This is a genomic window from Marinobacterium aestuariivivens (assembly GCF_042661465.1).
In the GTDB taxonomy this organism is placed as follows: Bacteria; Pseudomonadota; Gammaproteobacteria; order Pseudomonadales; family Balneatricaceae; genus Marinobacterium_A; species Marinobacterium_A aestuariivivens.
In genome coordinates this window covers 990,227-1,008,746 of sequence record NZ_JBHSWE010000001.1, presented here as the reverse complement: position 1 = coordinate 1,008,746, position 18,520 = coordinate 990,227, and the positions used below count along the sequence as shown (strand labels likewise).

General features: G+C 63.2%; 21 protein-coding genes, 1 other RNA gene and 1 pseudogene. 19 read left to right on the top strand and 4 right to left on the bottom strand.

Translation table 11 applies throughout. The features are described 5' to 3' along the window. The first annotated feature begins 3 nt into the window (after nt 1-3). The 6 genes from rpsI to ACFQDL_RS05290 all read left to right on the top strand — a co-directional run bounded on the left by rpsI (nt 4) and on the right by ACFQDL_RS05290 (nt 4,862). Nucleotides 4-396, top strand: a complete 393-nt coding sequence (rpsI, locus tag ACFQDL_RS05315) for a 30S ribosomal protein S9 (protein WP_379908132.1) — start codon at nt 4-6, stop codon at nt 394-396. Nucleotides 397-653: 257 nt separating this feature from the next. Further along, complete coding sequence (gene petA, locus ACFQDL_RS05310; RefSeq protein ID WP_379908131.1) at nt 654-1,250, top strand: ubiquinol-cytochrome c reductase iron-sulfur subunit; 597 nt, start codon at nt 654-656, stop codon at nt 1,248-1,250. Beyond that, entirely contained in the window at nt 1,250-2,500 is a 1,251-nt protein-coding gene (locus tag ACFQDL_RS05305) for a cytochrome b (protein ID WP_379908130.1), read from the top strand. The genes petA and ACFQDL_RS05305 overlap by 1 nt, the downstream gene beginning before the upstream one ends. Next, complete coding sequence (locus ACFQDL_RS05300; RefSeq protein ID WP_379908129.1) at nt 2,500-3,267, top strand: cytochrome c1; 768 nt, start codon at nt 2,500-2,502, stop codon at nt 3,265-3,267. The genes ACFQDL_RS05305 and ACFQDL_RS05300 overlap by 1 nt, the downstream gene beginning before the upstream one ends. Before the next feature lie 83 nt (nt 3,268-3,350). Then, nucleotides 3,351-3,983 carry a stringent starvation protein SspA gene (sspA, locus tag ACFQDL_RS05295; RefSeq protein ID WP_379908128.1) on the top strand — a complete coding sequence of 211 codons (633 nt, stop codon included), beginning with the start codon at nt 3,351-3,353 and terminating at the stop codon, nt 3,981-3,983. A 450-nt stretch (nt 3,984-4,433) separates the two neighbouring features. Further along, nucleotides 4,434-4,862 carry a ClpXP protease specificity-enhancing factor gene (locus ACFQDL_RS05290; protein ID WP_379908127.1) on the top strand — a complete coding sequence of 143 codons (429 nt, stop codon included), beginning with the start codon at nt 4,434-4,436 and terminating at the stop codon, nt 4,860-4,862. Between the two features lie 83 nt (nt 4,863-4,945). Here the strand turns inward: ACFQDL_RS05290 and ACFQDL_RS05285 are convergent, their stop codons facing one another. From ACFQDL_RS05285 to ACFQDL_RS05270, 4 genes are read right to left on the bottom strand one after another with little or no spacing between them, the layout of a single operon-like run. Further along, a complete protein-coding gene (locus ACFQDL_RS05285; RefSeq protein WP_379908126.1) occupies nt 4,946-5,515 on the bottom strand; it encodes a BON domain-containing protein in 570 nt (189 codons plus the stop codon). Between the two features lie 5 nt (nt 5,516-5,520). Further along, the gene (locus tag ACFQDL_RS05280) at nt 5,521-6,108 is read right to left on the bottom strand and encodes an SIS domain-containing protein (RefSeq protein ID WP_379908125.1); all 588 of its coding nucleotides are present in this window, start codon (nt 6,106-6,108) and stop codon (nt 5,521-5,523) included. Nucleotides 6,109-6,126: 18 nt separating this feature from the next. Then, nucleotides 6,127-6,486 (bottom strand): YraN family protein, encoded by a 360-nt coding sequence (locus tag ACFQDL_RS05275; RefSeq protein ID WP_379908124.1) that lies wholly within the window; start codon nt 6,484-6,486, stop codon nt 6,127-6,129. Continuing rightward, a complete protein-coding gene (locus ACFQDL_RS05270) occupies nt 6,486-8,315 on the bottom strand; it encodes a penicillin-binding protein activator (RefSeq protein ID WP_379908123.1) in 1,830 nt (609 codons plus the stop codon). Before ACFQDL_RS05270 ends, ACFQDL_RS05275 begins: the two co-directional genes overlap by 1 nt. A gap of 34 nt (nt 8,316-8,349) precedes the next feature. On the opposite strand from ACFQDL_RS05270, the gene rsmI reads away from it, so the two are divergent. The 13 genes and pseudogenes from rsmI to ACFQDL_RS05205 form a co-directional block, all read left to right on the top strand. Next, nucleotides 8,350-9,192 carry a 16S rRNA (cytidine(1402)-2'-O)-methyltransferase gene (gene rsmI, locus ACFQDL_RS05265; protein ID WP_379908122.1) on the top strand — a complete coding sequence of 281 codons (843 nt, stop codon included), beginning with the start codon at nt 8,350-8,352 and terminating at the stop codon, nt 9,190-9,192. A gap of 313 nt (nt 9,193-9,505) precedes the next feature. Then, nucleotides 9,506-9,857, top strand: an RNA gene (rnpB, locus tag ACFQDL_RS05260) — RNase P RNA component class A. Between the two features lie 306 nt (nt 9,858-10,163). After that, nucleotides 10,164-10,619: a division/cell wall cluster transcriptional repressor MraZ gene (mraZ, locus tag ACFQDL_RS05255; protein WP_379908121.1), complete on the top strand. Its 456-nt coding sequence runs from the start codon at nt 10,164-10,166 to the stop codon at nt 10,617-10,619. A 61-nt stretch (nt 10,620-10,680) separates the two neighbouring features. Then, the gene (gene rsmH, locus ACFQDL_RS05250; RefSeq protein ID WP_379908120.1) at nt 10,681-11,619 is read left to right on the top strand and encodes a 16S rRNA (cytosine(1402)-N(4))-methyltransferase RsmH; all 939 of its coding nucleotides are present in this window, start codon (nt 10,681-10,683) and stop codon (nt 11,617-11,619) included. After that, the gene (gene ftsL / locus ACFQDL_RS05245; protein ID WP_379908119.1) at nt 11,616-12,011 is read left to right on the top strand and encodes a cell division protein FtsL; all 396 of its coding nucleotides are present in this window, start codon (nt 11,616-11,618) and stop codon (nt 12,009-12,011) included. The genes rsmH and ftsL overlap by 4 nt, the downstream gene beginning before the upstream one ends. Further along, entirely contained in the window at nt 12,001-12,189 is a 189-nt protein-coding gene (locus tag ACFQDL_RS05240; protein WP_379908118.1) for a hypothetical protein, read from the top strand. Before ftsL ends, ACFQDL_RS05240 begins: the two co-directional genes overlap by 11 nt. Continuing rightward, a complete protein-coding gene (locus ACFQDL_RS05235) occupies nt 12,174-12,875 on the top strand; it encodes a peptidoglycan D,D-transpeptidase FtsI family protein (protein WP_379912889.1) in 702 nt (233 codons plus the stop codon). The genes ACFQDL_RS05240 and ACFQDL_RS05235 overlap by 16 nt, the downstream gene beginning before the upstream one ends. Nucleotides 12,876-12,901: 26 nt before the next feature. Beyond that, a complete protein-coding gene (locus ACFQDL_RS05230; protein WP_379908117.1) occupies nt 12,902-13,723 on the top strand; it encodes a peptidoglycan D,D-transpeptidase FtsI family protein in 822 nt (273 codons plus the stop codon). 16 nt (nt 13,724-13,739) lie between these two features. Next, the gene (locus ACFQDL_RS05225; protein WP_379908116.1) at nt 13,740-15,215 is read left to right on the top strand and encodes a UDP-N-acetylmuramoyl-L-alanyl-D-glutamate--2,6-diaminopimelate ligase; all 1,476 of its coding nucleotides are present in this window, start codon (nt 13,740-13,742) and stop codon (nt 15,213-15,215) included. Further along, nucleotides 15,212-15,898: a UDP-N-acetylmuramoyl-tripeptide--D-alanyl-D-alanine ligase gene (locus ACFQDL_RS05220; RefSeq protein ID WP_379908115.1), complete on the top strand. Its 687-nt coding sequence runs from the start codon at nt 15,212-15,214 to the stop codon at nt 15,896-15,898. Before ACFQDL_RS05225 ends, ACFQDL_RS05220 begins: the two co-directional genes overlap by 4 nt. Continuing rightward, entirely contained in the window at nt 15,808-16,575 is a 768-nt protein-coding gene (locus ACFQDL_RS05215; RefSeq protein WP_379908114.1) for a glutamate ligase domain-containing protein, read from the top strand. Before ACFQDL_RS05220 ends, ACFQDL_RS05215 begins: the two co-directional genes overlap by 91 nt. After that, entirely contained in the window at nt 16,576-17,658 is a 1,083-nt protein-coding gene (gene mraY / locus ACFQDL_RS05210; RefSeq protein WP_379908113.1) for a phospho-N-acetylmuramoyl-pentapeptide-transferase, read from the top strand. It abuts the gene before it with no gap. Nucleotides 17,659-17,696: 38 nt separating this feature from the next. Further along, nucleotides 17,697-18,503, top strand: a pseudogene (locus ACFQDL_RS05205) (Mur ligase family protein); the annotation flags it as partial. Nucleotides 18,504-18,520: the final 17 nt, after the last annotated feature.

Here is an 18,520-nt window from a genome sequence, read left to right as displayed (position 1 = left end):
ACTATGTCCACTACTCAGTATTACGGTACCGGTCGTCGTAAAACCTCCACTGCCCGTGTCTTCCTGCGTCCGGGTACTGGTGCTATCAAGATCAATGATCGCAGCCTGGAAGAATACTTCGGTCGCGAGACTGCGCGCATGATCGTCAAGCAGCCGCTCGAACTGACCGACACCGTCGAGAAATTCGACGTCTATGTCACCGTTGCCGGTGGCGGTGGCTTCGGTCAGGCTGGCGCTATCCGTCACGGTATCACCCGTGCGCTGATGGAGTACGACGAGACCCTGCGCCCGACTCTGCGTCAGGCTGGTTTCGTGACCCGTGACGCCCGTATGGTCGAGCGTAAGAAAGTCGGCCTGCGTAAAGCACGTAAGCGTCCGCAGTTCTCCAAGCGTTAATTCGCTTCCGACTTTGGTCGGAGAGCCGCTTCGAAAAAGCGCCCGAACCCCTTATGGTTCGGGCGTTTTTTTTATCTATGGGACCCAGGTCAATGGTTCGGTCAAATGGGGCTAATGTCCTTGTAAGAAAAGGGTATTTTCATTACCATTTGTGCCATTTTAAAAATCCTGTGTTTGGTGGTTTTTTATCGAGCGGTCTGATCATGTGCGAAACAGCTGTCGCACTATGGCGGATCGAATGAGGGGAGAGAAACTTAATGAGCAATGACGGCGTGAACAAGGGGCGGCGTCGGCTGCTGGTCGGCGCCACCTCGGCGGTGGGGGCGGTCGGCGCAGTCGGGGTTGCCGTTCCGTTCGTGGCCTCCTGGCAGCCCAGTGCCAAGGCGCGTTCTGCGGGCGCTCCGGTGCGAGCCGATGTCAGCAAGCTGGAACCGGGGCAGCAGATGGTCGTCAAGTGGCGCGGCAAGCCTGTCTGGATCGTGCGCCGGGGCGAGGAGGCACTGGCCAATCTGGCAAAGATCGAGGATCGCCTGTCGGATCCCGCATCGGAAATGCCGCAGCAGCCGGACTATATTCCGCACGACTCCAGCCGCTCCCTGCGCAAGGATATCGCTGTGCTGGTCGGCATCTGCACCCATCTGGGCTGTTCTCCGACCTACCGTCCGGAAGTGGCGCCCGAAGATCTTGGGGATGACTGGGTCGGTGGATACTACTGCCCCTGTCACGGTTCCCGTTTTGACCTCTCCGGTCGCGTGCTGAAAGGGTCTCCAGCGCCTTCCAATCTGGTGATTCCGCCTCATGCATACGAAGACGAGAACGTCATCATCGTCGGCGTAGATCAGGAGACCGCATAATGGCTAACCCGAACAAGAGCAAGGCCGAAAGCGGCCTGATGCGCTGGATCGACGATCGCTTTCCGGCGACCCAGATGTGGGAAGACCATCTTTCCAAGTACTACGCGCCGAAAAACTTCAATTTCTGGTACTTCTTCGGTTCCCTGGCGCTGCTGGTGCTGGTCAACCAGATCCTCACCGGCATCTGGCTGACCATGAGCTACAACCCCAGTGCCGAAGGTGCCTTTGCCTCCGTCGAATACATCATGCGTGATGTCGAGTACGGCTGGCTGCTGCGCTACATGCACTCCACCGGGGCGTCCGCCTTCTTCCTGGTGGTCTATCTGCACATGTTCCGCGGCATGATGTACGGCTCCTACCGCAAACCGCGCGAGCTGGTGTGGATCTTCGGCATGACCATCTACCTGGCGCTGATGGCCGAGGCCTTCATGGGTTACCTGCTGCCCTGGGGGCAGATGTCCTATTGGGGCGCCCAGGTTATCGTCTCGCTGTTCTCGGCGGTACCGGTGGTCGGTGAAGATCTGGCGCTCTGGATTCGCGGCGACTACCTGATCTCCGGCATTACCCTGACCCGTTTCTTCGCGCTGCACGTCATCGCGCTGCCGATCGTGTTGCTGGCGCTGGTGGTGCTGCACATCATCGCGCTGCACGAAGTCGGTTCCAACAACCCGGACGGCATCGAAATCAAGGCCAACAAGGACGAGAACGGCGTGCCGCGCGACGGTATTCCGTTCCACCCCTACTACACCGTCAAGGATATCGTCGGCGTGGTGGTGTTCCTGTTCGTGTTCAGTGTCGTGGTCTTCTTCTTCCCGGAAGGCGGTGGGTACTTCATCGAGGCGCCGAACTTCGAGCCGGCCAACCCGCTGAAGACGCCTGAGCATATCGCGCCGGTCTGGTACTTCACGCCCTTCTACGCCATGCTGCGGGCGATTCCGCCGATCGCCGGCTCCCAGTTCCCGGGTGTCGTGGTGATGGGTGCGGCGATCGCCATCCTGTTCGTGCTGCCCTGGCTGGACCGCAGCCCGGTCAAATCCATGCGCTACAAGGGCATGATCAGCAAGGTGTTCCTGGCGGTCTTCGCGGTGAGCTTTGTCATCCTCGGCTATCTGGGTGTTGTGGCCTCGACGCCGACCCGTACGCTGGTGGCCCAGATCTGCACCGCGCTGTACTTCGCGTACTTCCTGCTGATGCCGATCTATACCAGGATGGAAAGCACTAAACCGGTTCCGGAAAGGGTTACAGGCTAATGAAAAAGTATCTTTTTGCATTGATCGTGGCCGTGTTGCCGGTACCGGCAATGGCGGCCGGGGCCGGCGTGCCGCTGGACCATATCGAGGTGGACCTGGAGAACAAGGCCTCGCTGCAGCGCGGCATGGCGACCTTCGTCAACCGCTGTCTGGGCTGTCACTCCGCCGACTACCAGCGTTATCAGCGCGCGGCCACTGACCTGGAAATGCCGCCGGAGCTGGTACAGGAGTACATGATCTTCGGCGACCAGAAGGTTGGCGAGCAGATGAAGAACGCCATGAGCAAGGAAGATGCGGCGAACTGGTTCGGCAACCCGCCGCCGGATCTGTCGCTGGAGGCGCGTCTGCGTGGTCCGGACTGGATTTACACCTATCTGCGCAGCTTCTACCAGGATTCGTCACGTCCCTGGGGCGTGAACAACGTGGTGTTCAAGGATGTCGGCATGCCGAACGTGCTGGAGGATCTCCAGGGTGTGCAGGTCAATCACTGCACGCCGGAAGAGCTGCTGCATCAAGGCAAGACCGAGATCGATCCGTTGACCGGTGACCGGATGTCGCAGTGTCTGACGGTCGTCGAGGGTACCGGCAAGCAGAGCGTTGAGGAGTTCGATCAGACCATCTATGATCTGACCAACTTCCTGGCTTACATGGGCGAGCCGTACCGCCTCGAGTCCGAGCGTCTCGGTACCAAGGTGCTGATCTTCCTGGCCATCTTCTTCGTCTTCGCGTTTGCGCTGAAGAAGGAATACTGGAAAGACATACACTAAGCCGCCTGGCGGTCTGGTGTTGCCGGATTGCGGTCTGAGGGATCAGGCCGCAACCATTTTTTTACACTGACGGGGAATATCCGATGGGAGTAGTGGCCAAGCGTTCTTCCATGACCTTCTTTTCCAATGGTGAAGACCATTACAGCCACCGCGTGCGTATCGTGCTGGCTGAAAAAGGGGTTGCGGTCGATATCGTCGACTGCACAGAAAATGATCTGCCAGAGGATCTGTCGTCACTGAACCCGTACAACAGCCTGCCGACTCTGCTGGATCGCGAGCTGGTGCTGTATGAGCCGAACGTGATGATGGAATACCTCGACGAGCGTTTTCCGCATCCGCCGTTGCTGCCGGTCTATCCGGTGGCGCGTGCCGAAAGCCGGCTTTACATGTATCGCATCCAGCGCGACTGGTGCGTGCTGGCTGATACCATCCTGGCCGGCAAGGCCGCGGATGCAGAAATCGAGCGTTGCCGCAAGGAGCTTCGCGATGGCCTGGTCGCCATCTCGCCGATCTTCGGCGAGAAGGACTTCTTCATGAGCGAGGAGTTCTCGCTGGTGGACTGCTGCCTGGCGCCGCTGCTGTGGCGTCTGCCAGTGATGGGTATCGAGCTGCCCGAGGCGCAGTGCAAGCCGCTGGTTCGTTACATGAAGCGCATCTTCGAGCGGGACTCCTTCCAGGAGAGCCTGTCCGACGCCGAACGCGAAATGCGTGACTGATTGCCGCGGTAGTTCTGGTTGAGTTCAAGGGATGGGGAGACCTCGTCCCTTTTTATGTTCAGGATGAACGGTATGCCGCGGACGCATGGATGCGCAGGAGCGGCGATGTTCAGGATGAACGGCGAAAAAATGCTCCTGCATTTTTCGCATTCCCGCCGTCCGTGGCGGTTGTATGCCGCGGGCGCATGGCATTTATGCGCACGATTACATGGATGTAAGAGGTAGAGCGACGCAGGATGCCAAAGCCGAGGAGCGGCGTCTGTCGCGTTACACCTTGGCGCCTGTTGTGCGTTACGTTTAAATGGTGCGGTGCGCTTCGCTTCACTGTGAACCGCTCCTGCGCTCACAGCATTCCCACCGTCCTTGGTGGTTACCGGCACCCTACGTCGCTTCCGGCTTTTGTAGGGTGCTGGTGAGCAGCGCGAACCGCACCGCCAACCGGAGAAAACTATGAATCCGAGTCGCCCCTACATAGTCCGGGCTCTCTATGAGTGGATACTCGACAACGACTGTACGCCGCACCTGCTGGTGAATGCCGAGGCGCCCGGCGTCGTGGTGCCGCAGCAGGCCGTTCAGGACGGTCAGGTCGTGCTCAACGTGATGCCATCGGCGGTGCGCAATCTGGTGATGGAGGGTGACGAGGTGACCTTCGGTGCCCGTTTCGGCGGTGTGCCGATGCAGGTGCGGGTACCCTACGGTGCCCTGCTGGCGATCTACGCGCGCGAGAACGGTATGGGTATGGGGTTCGGCATGGAGCCGGGTGCCGATCTGTACGAGCGGCTGCAGCCGGTCGCGGAGCCGTCTTCGGATGATGGGAGCCCCGAGCCTCCGGAGCCGCCGAAGGGTGGCGGTCGGCCCAAGCTGAAGGTCGTGAAGTGACGCGTCGGCCGGCGGCTTTGGTGGCGGCCGGTACGATGGTGACGCGTTACGCGTTACGCGTAATGCGTAACGCGTAACGCATTTCAGATGTATTCAAACACTTTCACGATCTTCTGTACGCCGGTGATCTGGCGTACCACCCGGACCGCGAGGTCTGCTTCCGCCTGTGTCACCAGGCCCATGAGATAGACGGTGCCGTTTTCGGTGACCACCTTGATGCGGCCGCCTTCTATATTGCGCTCGGCCAGCAGCTGCAGTTTGACCCGGCTGGTCAGATAGGCATCGTTGCTGCGCACGATGGCCGAGGTCGGGCCGGCGATCTGTAGCTCGTTGTGAATCTTGCGTACTTCCCGTATCTGCCCGGCGACGCGCTCCGCCTCTTCCCGGGTCTGTGGCGACGGTACCTGGCCGGTCAGCAGAACCAGGCCGTTATAGCTGGTCACGCCGACGTGAGCGGTGCGAAGTGCAGTCGACGCCTTGTCGAGATTGACCAGGATCTTGGTTTCGATGACTTCGTCTTCGAGGTAGTTGCCCAGGGTGCGGTGGCCGCGGTTTTCCTGGATCGGGGCTTCGCGGGTGGCGCTGATCATGCTCGAGCAGCCGGATAGCAGGACCAGGGTGCTCAGGGCGGTGGCGGCAAGGCGTTTACTCATCGGTTTCAGGCTCCAAACAGTTGGTAGTCGATCAGGTCGCACAGGCAGTGCAGTACCAGCAGGTGGGCGTCGTGTATCAGGACGTCGTCATCGGCCGGAATGCAGATTTCGATCTCGTCGGGGCGCAAAAGTGCCGTGGTGTTGCCGCCGTCGTAACCGGTCAGTGCGATGACCACCATGTCGCGATCATGGGCGGCCTGGATGGCCTGCACCAGGTTGCTGGCGCGGCCGTGGGTCGAGATCACCAGCAGGATGTCGCCGGGCTGGCCCAGGGCGCGAATCTGCTTGGAGTAGATGTCGCTGAAACTGCTGTCCTCGCTGATCGCGGTCAGGGCGGCGCTGTCGGCCGACAGCGCGATCGCCGGCAGTCCCGGGCGCTCGTGCCGGTAGCGGTTCAGCAGTAGCGCGCTGAAATGCTGGGCAAGGGCGGCGGAGCCGCCGTTGCCGACGCAGAGAATCTTGCTTTCGTTGACGAGGCAGTGCAGCAGCATTTCGCCGGCATGGGCGATCATCGGTGTGTAGTGCTCGATGGTGTGGGCGTTGATATCCATCGAGCTGTGAAACTGGCTGACAATACGGTCTTCAAGTTCCATTCAGCAGTTGTTCCGGTCTCAGGGTCTGAAGGCGTCTTTATACCATAGCGGGGTCGCCGTCTCCGAATCCGATGCCAGGGCAATCAGATCGAAGCGGCAGGGCTGGTTGGCCCGCTGGGGAAATCGACTCAGGTAGTATTGGGCGGTAAGAATGATTTTCTGTTGCTTGCGGCTGTCCACCGATGAGGCGGCATCGACCCGGCTGGTGCGGCCGCGCTTGCGTACCTCGACGAAGACCAGGCAGTCCCGGTCTTCCATGATCAGGTCGATCTCGCCGAGGCGGCAGCGGAAGTTGCGCTCGAGCAGGTGCAGGCCCTGATGCTGAAGCCAGCTCAGGGCGCGGTCCTCGGCGGCGCGTCCACTGGCCTGCCGATCCATCAGTTGTCGTCCGCAGGCAGCAGTCTGGGGACGCCGCTGTCAAACACGGCCCAGGGCAGGTCCCGCGCCACGCGGCTGCCGTCCTTGAGGTACAGCTGACCGGTTTCGCCGTCGATCCGTGCCATCGGGCTGGCCTGGAGCTGTTCCAGGTAGGGATGCAGGCGGTACGCGTCCGCCCCGAGGGCGTAGAGGCGACCAAAGCGGCTGTCGGTGTCGTTGCGCTCCTGGCTCATGCTCAGTTTCAGCGTGCTGGGCGGTCCCAGCACCCAGGGGATGTCGCAGAACAGGATGCCGTTGAGGTCGATATCGCTGATGCTGTTGGGGCTGCCGCTGTAGAGGTGCGAGGTGGAATAGACGGGCAGGCCGCCGGCGTAGTTGTAGGCCAGCAGTGGCTTGATCTGGCGGGCATCCACCGGCAGGGCGCTGAGGAAGAGGGCGTCGGCGTCGGTGCGCGGCTGCTCCTCGAACTCGATGCGGTTGCCGATTACCTGGCGCAGGCGCTTGGCGCGGGCGGCGCTGCGGTCGGTATTGAGCAGCGCCGATACCTGGGTGGCGAGCGCATTTTGGTCGCCGAAGCTGATGGCGCCGACGACGCTGCCGCCGAGTTGCTCGAACTGGCGAATAAAGGCCTGGCCGACACGGGAGCCCCAGTCGGTTTCGGGAATCATCATCAGCATGCGGCGGTGACCGTCCCGCCAGGCGCGCTGCGCCGCGGCCTCGGCTTCGTCCTCGGCGGCGAGTCCCAGCTGGAAGAAGTTGTCCGGTGTCGGTCCCTCGCTGTTGTTCAGTGCCAGTATCGGTACCGGCGGGGTGTCGCCGCGGGCGATGGCTGCAACGAAGTCCTTGTCCAGCGGGCCGATCACCATGTCCAGCTGCAGTGTCCGGATCAGGTCGTTGAGCTGTTCCGGGCTGCTGACCAGGGTCGAGTCCAGCAGCTGCAGCTCCGGTACCGGCATGCCGTTGCGCCGGGCTTCGAAGTAGGCCGCCATGAAGCCGTCGCTGATGGCGCCCGCTGCCTTGGTCAGGGGGCCGCTCTGGGGGAGCAGCAGGCCGATGCGGCCGGCCGGTGCGATGCTTGCGTCCAGCAATGCGCTGACGGCCTGGGGCGGCTGCTGCATGGCCGGATGCGACTGCCACAGCAGTTGCCAGTCGTTGAGGTTGCTGTATTGCCGGGCCAGGTCGGTGCTGGTACGCAGGCTGTAGGCCAGCTCGTACCAGCCCTGCTCGTAATAGGAGCCGCTGGTGCCCTGGGCCAGCTGTTGCAGCTGCTCGGTCGGAATTTCGCCCAGCAGGGCCCAGATGCGCTCGTGCAGTGCCTGGCGGGCCTGCGTATCCTGCTGGATCTGCGCCACCTGAATCAGTTCGCGCAGCTCACCTTCCAGATCCTGCTGTTGCTGGTAGGCCCGGGCGCGGAGTTCGCCGAGCTCGATGGCCTGGGCGGTGGGCAGGGGTTCGCTGCTGGGCATCTCGGCCAGGTAGAACAGGGCCTGCTGGCTGTCCTGGCGTTCGAGGGCGGTGCCTGCCTTCAGTTTGGCGATGTCGAAGCGCAGGATCGGTGGCAGCAGTCGGGTGTCGATCTGTTCGAGGAGGCGGATCGCCTCGTCGCGGCGGTCGAGCCGGATCAGCAGGCGAGCGGCCTCGGTACGCAGCTCGGCGGCACGGATCGGCTGCGACCGGGTGGCCTGGTCCAGCAGTTCCGCGATCTGGTTCTGCTGGCGTTCGGCCGGCGTGGCGGCGGGCGCGGGCTCGTGCATGACTTGCGTGCCGCAGCCGGCGAGCAGGGCCGCCAGCAGGCCGGCGGCGAGAGACAGGCGCAGCGGATTCGTCATATACTCTGTCACCCCAAATATGGATGGATTCACGATGTCGGAAGCGGTTCTGTATATTGTCGCAACACCGATCGGCAATCTCGCAGACATGACGCCGCGTGCGGTTGAGGTGTTGCAGTCGGTGTCACTGATCGCGGCGGAGGATACCCGCCACAGTGGACGTCTGATGGCGCACTTTAACATTAAAACGCCGATGATTTCAGTGCATGATCACAATGAACGGCAGCGTATCGAGCGGATACTGCAGCAACTGGGTCTGGGCGAGAGTATCGCGTTGATTTCGGATGCCGGTACGCCGCTGATATCGGATCCGGGCTTTGTGCTGGTGCGGGCCGTTCGCGAGGCGGGGTTCCGGGTGGTGCCGGTGCCCGGGTGCAGTGCGCTGGTGGCTGCACTCAGTGTCGCGGGTCTGCCGTCCGACCGCTTCGTTTTCGAGGGCTTTCTGGCGGCCAGGGCGGGCGCGCGGCGTCAGCATCTCGAGGCCCTGGTGGCGGAGCCGAGAACACTGGTGTTCTACGAGTCGCCGCACCGGATACTGGCGTCGCTGGAGGATATGCAGGCCTGCTTCGGTCCGGAGCGTTTCGTGGTGGTTGCACGGGAGCTGACCAAGACCTTCGAAACCGTCCAGGGCGCACCGCTCGGCGAGCTGCTCGAGTGGATGCATGCCGACAGCAATCAGCAGAAAGGGGAATTCGTGGTGCTGGTGCAGGGTGCTCCGGCACCGGACACTGATACGCTTGACCCCGAGGCGTTGCGGGTGCTCGATCTGCTGCTCGAAGAGCTGCCCGTCAAGCAGGCGGCCGCGCTGGCGTCGAAGATCACCGGCGTCAAGAAGAACGCCCTTTATCAGGCCGCGCTGGATCGGCGTGACGCGTGATGGGGCACCATGTAACGCCTTCAGGCATACGTCGGCATCGGCCCCGGAGTTCGTTGCACTCATTCCGGGCTATGAGCTGTCGTTTGTTGTCGTGCCCTCGGTGACAAATCGATCTGAAATGCGATCGATATGATGGGCCCGCGATGCCCTGGCTGCGAGGTGGCTGAGCGATCGTTTCCTTGCATCGCTTGACCCATCCTACCCTTTCCGTTCGTGCCCTAGGTGTCGCAACATTGCCCCGTCACCCGTCACCCGTCACCCGTCACCTTATCTGGTGACGCGGCACCTGCAAGCTGGTATTCTTGCGTCCGGAGGAGTTCGCCGGGCAGTCGCTGCTGCGTTCGCGCAGGGGAGGAAAGTCCGGGCTCCAGAGGGCAGAGTGCCAGATAACGTCTGGGCGGCGTGAGCCGACGGCCAGTGCAACAGAGAGCAGACCGCCTAAGCATCTTCGGATGCCGGTAAGGGTGAAAGGGTGCGGTAAGAGCGCACCGCGTGGGTGGCAACATTCCACGGCACGGTAAACCCCACTCGGAGCAAGACCAAATAGGGACCCTTGAGGCGTGGCCCGCGCCGGGTCCGGGTAGGTTGCTAAAGGTGTCCGGTGACGGCCACCGTAGATGAATGACTGTTCAAGACAGAACCCGGCTTACAGGCGAACTCCTCCACTTCCCTTTTTGAATAAGCTGTAATTTCCTCATGTTAAACAGCCTTCAGGGTCGTCCAGGCCCATCGTGATGATGCTAATTCGCTGATTTTCAAAGCTGTTATCCACAAGCCGCTGAATGGTCCTCATTTCCGGCCTCAAAATTTCTAATTAACCCTGTCATAACCACGGATGGCGCAGGTCTCGTCGCCTTGCATTGCCTGTGGTTAATTTCTATAGTGTGCGCGAGTGGGATAAAGTGGGTGAATGTGGGTAATTTTGGGTTCCACAAGATAAAAGTGGCGTAAAAGAACACAGGAAAGCCTGAATGTTCCGGGGCGTTAATCCGATCAATCTCGATGCCAAAGGTCGCATGGCGATTCCGGCACGCTACCGCGAGCAGATCCAGGCGAGCTGTGACGGCTATCTGGTGGCGACGATCGATACCGAGGAGCGCTGCCTGCTGCTGTATCCGCTGCCCGAATGGGAAGGTATCCAGCAGAAGATCGAAGCCCTGCCCAGCTTCAATCCCGCGGCCCGGCGTATCCAGCGCCTGCTGATCGGTCATGCCACCGATCTGGAGATGGACGGCAGTGGCCGGCTGTTGTTGCCGGCGCCATTGCGCGAATACGCCGAACTGGACAAAAAAGTGGTACTGCTCGGGCAGGGCCGCAAGTTCGAGATCTGGAGCGAAGAGCACTGGAACCGGACCCGCGAGCAGTACCTGAAAGAAGTAGAGGGTGGTATGGCGCTGCCGGATGACCTGCAGACGCTGTCACTGTAACCGGAACGATTACAGCGAAGGGACCTGTTCGCGGGTCCCTCTTACAGGTTATCGAGCGCAGATGATTCAGGATTTCAGTCATACCACCGTGCTGCTGCGTGAAGCGGTCGATGCGCTGGTGCAGGATCCCAATGCCTTCTATATAGACGGCACCTTCGGGCGCGGTGGTCACAGCGCCCTGATCCTCGAGCACCTCGGGTCCGGCGGCCGCCTGCTGGGTATCGACAAGGATCCGGAGGCGATTGCCTACGCCCGGGCACGCTTAGCCGACGAGCCGCGCTTCGAGATCGAGCGCGGATCCTTCGCCGACATGGAGACGTTCGTCCGGGCGCGCGGCCTGGAGGGCCGGGTCGGCGGCATCCTGCTGGACCTGGGCGTCAGCTCGCCGCAGCTGGACGACCCGGCGCGCGGATTCAGTTTTCTCAACGAGGGGCCGCTGGATATGCGGATGAACCCCGATGTCGGCCAGAGTGCGGCGCAATGGGTCGCCAGCGCCGACGAAAAGGAAATCGCCGACGTGATTTTCACGTACGGAGAAGACCGCTTCGCACGGCGGATGGCGCGGGCCATCGTTGCGGCGCGGCAAGAGGTTGCGATCACCACCACGGCGCAGTTGGCCAGAATTATCGCCGATGCAAATCCCGCCTGGGAGAAGGGGAAACATCCGGCAACGCGAGCCTTTCAAGCCATCCGGATCCATATAAACCGGGAGCTGGAAGACCTCGAGCGTTGCCTGGAACAGGCGCTGGATTTGCTGTCGATAGGTGGCCGCCTGGTGGTGATCAGCTTTCATTCGCTGGAGGACCGTATCGTCAAGCGGTTTATCCGCAAGCATGTCAAGGGTGACGAGCATCTGCCTCCGGGTATTCCCGTGACCCAGGATATGCTGGCGCAGCGACTGAAGTCCATCGGCAAGGCCGTCAAGGCCGGCGCTGCGGAGGTCGGTCAGAATCCCAGGGCGCGCAGCGCCGTGATGCGGGTGGCGGAGCGAATAAAGTGAAACTGCCCGCCATGGACTGGCGCCGTCTGGTACCCGGCTTGCCCAGGCGCGACGCGACGCCCGGTGACCGCCGGGGCAGGGTGGAGGCGCCGGCACCGCTGCTGGATGCCGATGCGCTGGCGCGTCCGGCCCTGGTGTTGGCCGTTCTGGTTTTCATGGTGGTCGGCAGCGCGCTGGCGGTTACCTATAGCGCCTACCAGTACCGGGTGCTGTTTAATCAGCACCAGAATCTGGTGACCAACTGGGACGAGCTGCAGGTCGAATGGGGCCAGCTGGTTCTCGAAGAAAGCGCCTGGGCGGCGAACAACCGCATCGAACAGGTTGCAAGCAAACGTTTGGAAATGCTGGTTCCCGAGCCAGGGATGATAGAGATAGTGCGGCATGAACGCTGAAGCCAACAGCTCCGACAGCACCGAGAATCAGGCGGCCCGCAGCTGGCGGCTGCTGCTGCTGTTCGGCCTGTTGGCACTGATCGCATCGGCGATCCTGTTCAAGCTGCTGTCGCTCTACGTGCAGGACCAGGATTTTCTGCAGAGCCAGGGGATGCCCGGACACTGCGCACCACCCTGATTCCGGCGCACCGCGGCCAGATCACCGATCGCAACGGCGAACCGCTGGCGGTCAGTGCGCCGGTGGCGACCATCTGGGCCGACCCCAGCAAGGCCGATGTCAACCACCCCTCCGTCGGCCGGCTGGCCGCGCTGCTGGAAATGGATCGCAGCGAGCTGATCGGCCGTCTCAACGAGTTCCGGGAACGTCAGTTCCTCTATCTGCGCCGTCAGGTCACGCCTGAACTGGCACAGCAGATTGCCACGCTGCGCGTGCCGGGTGTCCATGTCGATCGTGAATACAGGCGATACTACCCGGCCGCCGAGGTCAGCAGCCACCTGGTGGGCTTCACCAATGTCGACGGCGAGGGCCAGGAGGGCATGGAGCTGGCGTACAACGACTGGCTGCGCGGCGAGCCCGGCCGCAAGCTGGTGCTCAAGGACCGGCTAGGACGCACCATCAAGCATATCCGTTCCCTGGAAGAGCCCAATGCCGGCGACGACCTGCAGCTGAGCATCGATCTGCGGCTGCAATACCTGGCCTACCGCGAGCTGAAGGCGGCGGTGCAGGCCCATGGCGCCGACGGTGCCGCCGCGGTGGCGCTCGATGCCCACACCGGCGAGGTGCTGGCGCTGGTCAACCAGCCCTCCTACAACCCGAACGACCGCAGCGAACTGAGCAGCAGCGCCTGCGCAACCGCGCCCTGACCGACGTCTTCGAGCCCGGCTCGCCGATGAAGTCGCTGACAGTGGCGGCGGCGTTGATGAGCGGTCGGTACAGGCCCGATACCGAAGTCGACGTCTCGCCCGGCTATATCCGCCTCAAGGGCCATACCATTCGCGACCACCGCAATTACAAGACGCTCGACCTGACCGGCATCATCACCAAGTCGAGCAACGTCGGTGTTACCAAGCTGACGCTGAGCATGGATCACGACGCGGTACGCAACCTGATGGTCAATGTAGGCCTCGGTCAGGCGCCCGGCACCGGGTTTCCGGGCGAGCAGACAGGCTCACTGCCCTGGATCTCGGAAAAGCAGGTGGTCGAGCGGGCGACCATGTCCTATGGCTATGGCCTGTCGGTCACGCCGCTGCAACTGGCCCATGCCTACCTCCCGTTCGCCAGCGGCGGCGTTATCCGTCCGGTCTCGCTGCTGAAACAGCAGGAGGTCCCGTCGGCGACCCGGGTGATGCCGGAGCAGGTCGCGAGCGATGTCCTGGCGATGATGGAAACCGTTACCCAGAGCGGCGGTACCGGCACCCGCGCCCGGGTGCCGGGCTATCGCATTGCCGGCAAGACAGGCACCACCCACAAGATCGGTGCCGGCGGCTATATCAACGATCAGTATGTTTCGGTGTTTGCCGGCGTGGCGCCGGTCAGCGATCCGCGCATCGTGCTGGTGGTGATGGTGGACAACCCCAAGGGGCAGGAATATTACGGTGGCGAGGTGGCGGCGCCGGTATTTTCCCGGATCGCGGCGGGTGCGCTGCGACTGCTCAATGTAGCGCCGGACAGCTGGCCCGGCGATGAAGGCAAGCGAATGGCAATGAAGTGATGACCCGGATCCGAGAGTGCACATTGCAACAACTGTTGCCAGAGGTGGTGGGAACCCCTCTGGCTTCGCTCGTTATCGGGGGCTGTCCCAGGACAGCCGCAGCCTCGTACCCGGCGATCTGTTCTTCGCCCGCGCCGGTACGCGTCATCGCGGCCTGGACTTCATCGCGGCGGCGGCCGAGCGGGGCGCGGTCGCCGCCCTGGTCGACAGCAGCGAGCAGGCGCAGCTGGCCGGGCAGGATTTTGGCATTCCGGTACTGGCGGTCGAGCAACTGGCGTTCCGCATCGGCCCGGCGGCTTCTCTGTTCTTCGGCGAACCGAGCCGCCAGCTGAGGATGGTCGGCGTCACCGGCACCAACGGCAAGACCTCCTGCAGCCACTACATCGCCCAGGCCCTCAACGGCATCGGCATCAGGACGGCGCTGCTCGGCACCGTCGGCAACGGTTTTCCCGGCGCCCTGGTGCCGGCCAGCCACACCACGCCGGACCCGATCGCGCTGCAGCGGCTGCTGGCCGACTATGTCGCCCGGGGCGCGAAGGCGGCGGTGATGGAGGTGTCGTCCCATGCGCTGGAGCAGGGACGGGTCGCCGGCATCGCCTTCGATATCGCCGCCTTCAGTAACCTCAGTCGCGACCACCTCGACTACCACGGTTCGATGGAGGCTTACGGCGGGGCCAAGGCGCGGCTGTTCGACGCGATGGACGTGCCGCTACAGGCGATCAATGCCGACGATGCCTTCGGCCGCACCCTGCTGTCGCGCCAGGGCCCGCATGTAGAGAAGGCGCTGGCTTTCGGCACCTCGCCCGCCTGCGATCTCTATCCGCTCGAGAGCCGGCTCGACAGCACGGGCCTCCGGGCGCGGCTGCATACGCCGGCCGGCGAGATCGAGGTCGAGAACCGGCTGCTCGGTCATTTCAATCTCAGCAACCTGCTGCTCTGCGCCGCGGTGCTGGCGCTGGCCGGGCTGGATGCGCCGCAGCTGCGACAGGGGCTGTGCAGCCTGCAGCCGGTGTGCGGGCGCATGGAGTGTTTCGGCGGCGGCGAGCAGCCGCTGGTGGTGGTCGATTATGCCCATACCCCCGATGCGCTTGAAAAGGCGCTCGAGGCGCTGACGGCGCATGTCGAGGGCGAACTCTGGTGCGTCTTCGGCTGCGGCGGTGACCGCGATACCGGCAAAAGACCGGAGATGGGTGCGATCGCGTCAAGGCTTGCCGGTCGTGTCCGGGTGACCAGTGACAATCCGCGCACCGAGGATCCGCAGCGCATTATCGAGATGATCCTGACCGGCATCGAGGGCGGTGCCGAGGTTGAGGTCGAGCCGGATCGCGCCACGGCCATTCGCCGGGCAGTGCTCGAGGCGAAGGCGGGCGATATCGTGCTGATCGCCGGCAAGGGCCATGAGGATTACCAGGAAATCAACGGCCGGCGCCAGCCGTTCAGCGACCAGCAGGTCGCCCGGCAGGCGCTGGCACAGCGGGGGCAGGCATCATGATGCGTTCGTTCGGATTGTCGGAACTGGCACAGGCGCTGGAGGCGCGCCTCGAGGGCGCGGATCTCGACGTCGGGCGCATCAGCACCGATACCCGTCAGATCGAGTCCGGCGATCTTTTCGTGGCGCTGAAGGGCGAGCATTTCGACGCCCATGACTTCGTCGCCGAGGCGATGACAAAGGGCGCCGCCGCGGCGGTGGTCGATCATGCGCTGGCGCTCGATCTGCCGCAGCTGGTGGTCAGGGATACCCGGCTCGCGCTGGGGCGCCTGGCCCAGTACAATCGGCGCCTTTTTCGCGGCACCCTGGTGGCGGTGACCGGCAGCAGCGGTAAAACCTCGGTTAAGGAAATGCTTGCTACCATACTCGCCGGCGCAGGACCGACGCTGGCGACGAAGGGCAATTTCAACAACGACATCGGGGTGCCGCTGACCTTGTTCCGGCTCGAGCCGCAGCACCGCTACGCGGTGATCGAGATGGGGGCCAGCGGTCCCGGCGAGATCGACTACGTCAGCCGGCTGGCACAGCCGGACATCGCCATCCTGAACAATGCCGCCGGCGCCCATCTCGAAGGCTTCGGCTCCCTCGAGGGGTGGTGCGGGCCAAGGGCGAGATCTTCAACGGCCTGGCCGGCGACGGTACCGCCATCGTCAATGCCGACGATGCCCATGCCGGCGTCTGGCTGACGCAGCTGGCCGGGCGCCGGGTGCTGCGGTTCGGTCTCGAGCGCCAGAATGTCGAGGTGTCGGCCCGGGAACTCCATCACCTGGACAGCGGCTGCTACGGTTTCGACCTGGCGGTGGGGCCGCAGCGGGTGCCGGTGCGGCTGCAGGTGCTGGGGCGTCACAATGTCGCCAATGCGCTGGCCGCGGCCGCGGCGGCAACGGCGGTAGGCCTCGAGCCCGCACCGATCGCCGAGGGCCTCGGGCGTTTCGAGGCGGTGAACGGTCGCATGAAGCCGCTGTCGGGTCTTGCCGGCTGCCGGCTGATCGACGACAGCTACAACGCCAATCCGGCCTCCGTGCGCGCCGCCATCGAGGTGCTGGCGGGGCTGCCGGGGGTTCATGCGCTGGCGCTTGGCGACATGGCGGAGCTCGGGGCCGATTCGGCCGACCAGCATGCTGGGATCGGTATCCATGCGGCGAAGAAGGGCATCGACCATTTCTTCGGTGTCGGCCCGCTGAGCCGGGAGGCGGTGCGGGCCTACAGGGCCGCCGGCGGTATCGACGGCCGCGCCTTCGACGATCGCGAACAACTGATCGATTACCTTAAAACAAAGGTGCACGCGGATCTGACCCTGCTGGTCAAGGGTTCGCGCAGTGCCGCCATGGAGCGGGTCGTCAAGGGCCTGATGGAAGCATAGATGTTGGTTTATATCGCCGAATTCCTGGCGCAGTATTTCAAGGGCTTTGCCGTATTCCAGTACATCACGCTGCGTGGAATCCTCGGTGTCCTCACGGCGCTGGCGATCTCGCTACTGGCGGGACCGCGGCTGATCGATCAGCTCAAGAGTCGCCAGATCGGTCAGTCGGTTCGCAATGATGGTCCCCAGTCGCACCTGAGCAAGGCCGGCACACCGACCATGGGCGGGGCCCTGATACTGCTGGCGATCGGCATCAGCACACTGCTCTGGAGCGACCTCGGCAACCGCTACGTCTGGATCCTGATCGGCGTCACCTTTATTTTCGGTGCCGTCGGCTGGGTCGACGACTGGCGCAAGGTGGTGCAGAAGAACTCCCGCGGCCTGCCGGCGAAGTGGAAATATCTGTGGCAGTCGGTTGGCGGCTTCGGCGCCGCCATCGCGCTCTATGCCAGCGCCCAGACGCCGGTCGAAACGGCACTGATCGTACCTTTCTTCAAGGAGGTGGCGATCCCGCTGGGGCTGTTCTTCGTCGTCTTCACCTATTTCGTCATCGTTGGCAGTTCCAATGCGGTCAATCTGACCGACGGCCTCGATGGCCTGGCGATCATGCCGACCGTGATGGTCGCCGGCGCCCTGGCTGTGTTTGCCTATCTCAGCGGCCACAGCCAGTTCGCCGATTACCTGCACATCCCCTACGTCGCCGGTGCCGGCGAGCTGATCATCTTCTGCGGTGCGATCGTCGGCGCCGGGCTCGGTTTCCTCTGGTTCAATACCTACCCGGCGCAGGTGTTCATGGGTGATGTCGGCGCCCTGGCGCTGGGTGCGGCACTCGGCACCGTCGCCGTTATCGTGCGCCAGGAGCTGGTGCTGGTGATCATGGGCGGGGTCTTCGTGATGGAGACCATCTCGGTGATCCTGCAGGTGGCCTCGTTCAAGCTGACCGGGCGCAGAATTTTCCGGATGGCGCCGATTCACCATCATTTCGAACTGAAAGGCTGGCCGGAACCGCGCGTGATCGTGCGCTTCTGGATCATCACGGTGGTGCTGGTGCTGGTGGGTCTGGCGACCCTGAAGATTCGCTGAGTAAGGAAGGAAATGACGTTGTTGCAGGTGAAGCAGTCATGAGTCTGATTTCGAGTGATCGGCTGTCGGTCGTGATCGGTCTGGGGCAGACCGGGCTCTCCTGCGTGCGCCATCTGCTGCGCCAGGGGCAGCGATTCGCCGTCGCCGATACCCGCGAACAGCCGCCGGGGCTCGAAGAGCTCAAGGCGCTGGCACCCGGGGTCGAGGTGCGCTGCGGCGAGCTCGATCCCGAATTCCTGGCCGCTGCCTGCGAGCTGGTGCTCAGCCCCGGCGTCGACCAGCGGCATCCGGCAATCCGCGAAGCGGTGGCCCGCGGAGCCCGGCTGACCGGCGATATCGACCTGTTCTGCCGCAGGGTCAAGGCACCGATCATCGCCATCACCGGCTCCAATGCCAAGAGCACCGTCACCACCCTGGTCGGCGAGATGGCGAAGGCGGCCGGCATCGATACCGGTGTCGGCGGCAACCTGGGCACGCCGGTGCTGGACATGCTGGCAGACGGCGAGCAGGCGCTGTACGTCCTCGAACTGTCGAGTTTCCAGCTCGAAACCACCTCGGATCTGCGGGCCGAAGTGGCCACGGTGCTCAATGTCAGCCCCGATCACCTCGACCGTTACGACAGCATGCAGGACTACTACCGCGCCAAGCATCGCATATTCCGCGGTGCCCGCAAGGTGGTGGAGAACCGCGACGATCCGCTGACCCATCCGCTGCTGCCCAAGGGCGTCGAAATCTGGGGTTACCGTCTCGGCAAGCCGGACCTGAAATGCTTCGGCCTGCTCGACGATGACCAGGGACAGCCCTGGCTGGCACTGGGTCTGGAGCGGCTGCTGCCGGTCTCGGAACTGCGCATCCGTGGTCT

Excerpts from the sequence above, each read along its gene's own strand:
- rpsI (WP_379908132.1), top strand. The coding sequence starts at position 4 with ATGTCCACTACTCAGTATTACGGTACCGGTCGTCGTAAAACCTCCACT.
- petA (WP_379908131.1), top strand. The coding sequence starts at position 654 with ATGAGCAATGACGGCGTGAACAAGGGGCGGCGTCGGCTGCTGGTCGGC.
- ACFQDL_RS05305 (WP_379908130.1), top strand. The coding sequence starts at position 1,250 with ATGGCTAACCCGAACAAGAGCAAGGCCGAAAGCGGCCTGATGCGCTGG.
- ACFQDL_RS05300 (WP_379908129.1), top strand. The coding sequence starts at position 2,500 with ATGAAAAAGTATCTTTTTGCATTGATCGTGGCCGTGTTGCCGGTACCG.
- sspA (WP_379908128.1), top strand. The coding sequence starts at position 3,351 with ATGGGAGTAGTGGCCAAGCGTTCTTCCATGACCTTCTTTTCCAATGGT.
- ACFQDL_RS05290 (WP_379908127.1), top strand. The coding sequence starts at position 4,434 with ATGAATCCGAGTCGCCCCTACATAGTCCGGGCTCTCTATGAGTGGATA.
- ACFQDL_RS05285 (WP_379908126.1), bottom strand. The coding sequence starts at position 5,515 with ATGAGTAAACGCCTTGCCGCCACCGCCCTGAGCACCCTGGTCCTGCTA.
- ACFQDL_RS05280 (WP_379908125.1), bottom strand. The coding sequence starts at position 6,108 with ATGGAACTTGAAGACCGTATTGTCAGCCAGTTTCACAGCTCGATGGAT.
- ACFQDL_RS05275 (WP_379908124.1), bottom strand. The coding sequence starts at position 6,486 with ATGGATCGGCAGGCCAGTGGACGCGCCGCCGAGGACCGCGCCCTGAGC.
- ACFQDL_RS05270 (WP_379908123.1), bottom strand. The coding sequence starts at position 8,315 with ATGACGAATCCGCTGCGCCTGTCTCTCGCCGCCGGCCTGCTGGCGGCC.
- rsmI (WP_379908122.1), top strand. The coding sequence starts at position 8,350 with ATGTCGGAAGCGGTTCTGTATATTGTCGCAACACCGATCGGCAATCTC.
- mraZ (WP_379908121.1), top strand. The coding sequence starts at position 10,164 with ATGTTCCGGGGCGTTAATCCGATCAATCTCGATGCCAAAGGTCGCATG.
- rsmH (WP_379908120.1), top strand. The coding sequence starts at position 10,681 with ATGATTCAGGATTTCAGTCATACCACCGTGCTGCTGCGTGAAGCGGTC.
- ACFQDL_RS05240 (WP_379908118.1), top strand. The coding sequence starts at position 12,001 with ATGAACGCTGAAGCCAACAGCTCCGACAGCACCGAGAATCAGGCGGCC.
- ACFQDL_RS05230 (WP_379908117.1), top strand. The coding sequence starts at position 12,902 with ATGAAGTCGCTGACAGTGGCGGCGGCGTTGATGAGCGGTCGGTACAGG.
- ACFQDL_RS05220 (WP_379908115.1), top strand. The coding sequence starts at position 15,212 with ATGATGCGTTCGTTCGGATTGTCGGAACTGGCACAGGCGCTGGAGGCG.
- mraY (WP_379908113.1), top strand. The coding sequence starts at position 16,576 with ATGTTGGTTTATATCGCCGAATTCCTGGCGCAGTATTTCAAGGGCTTT.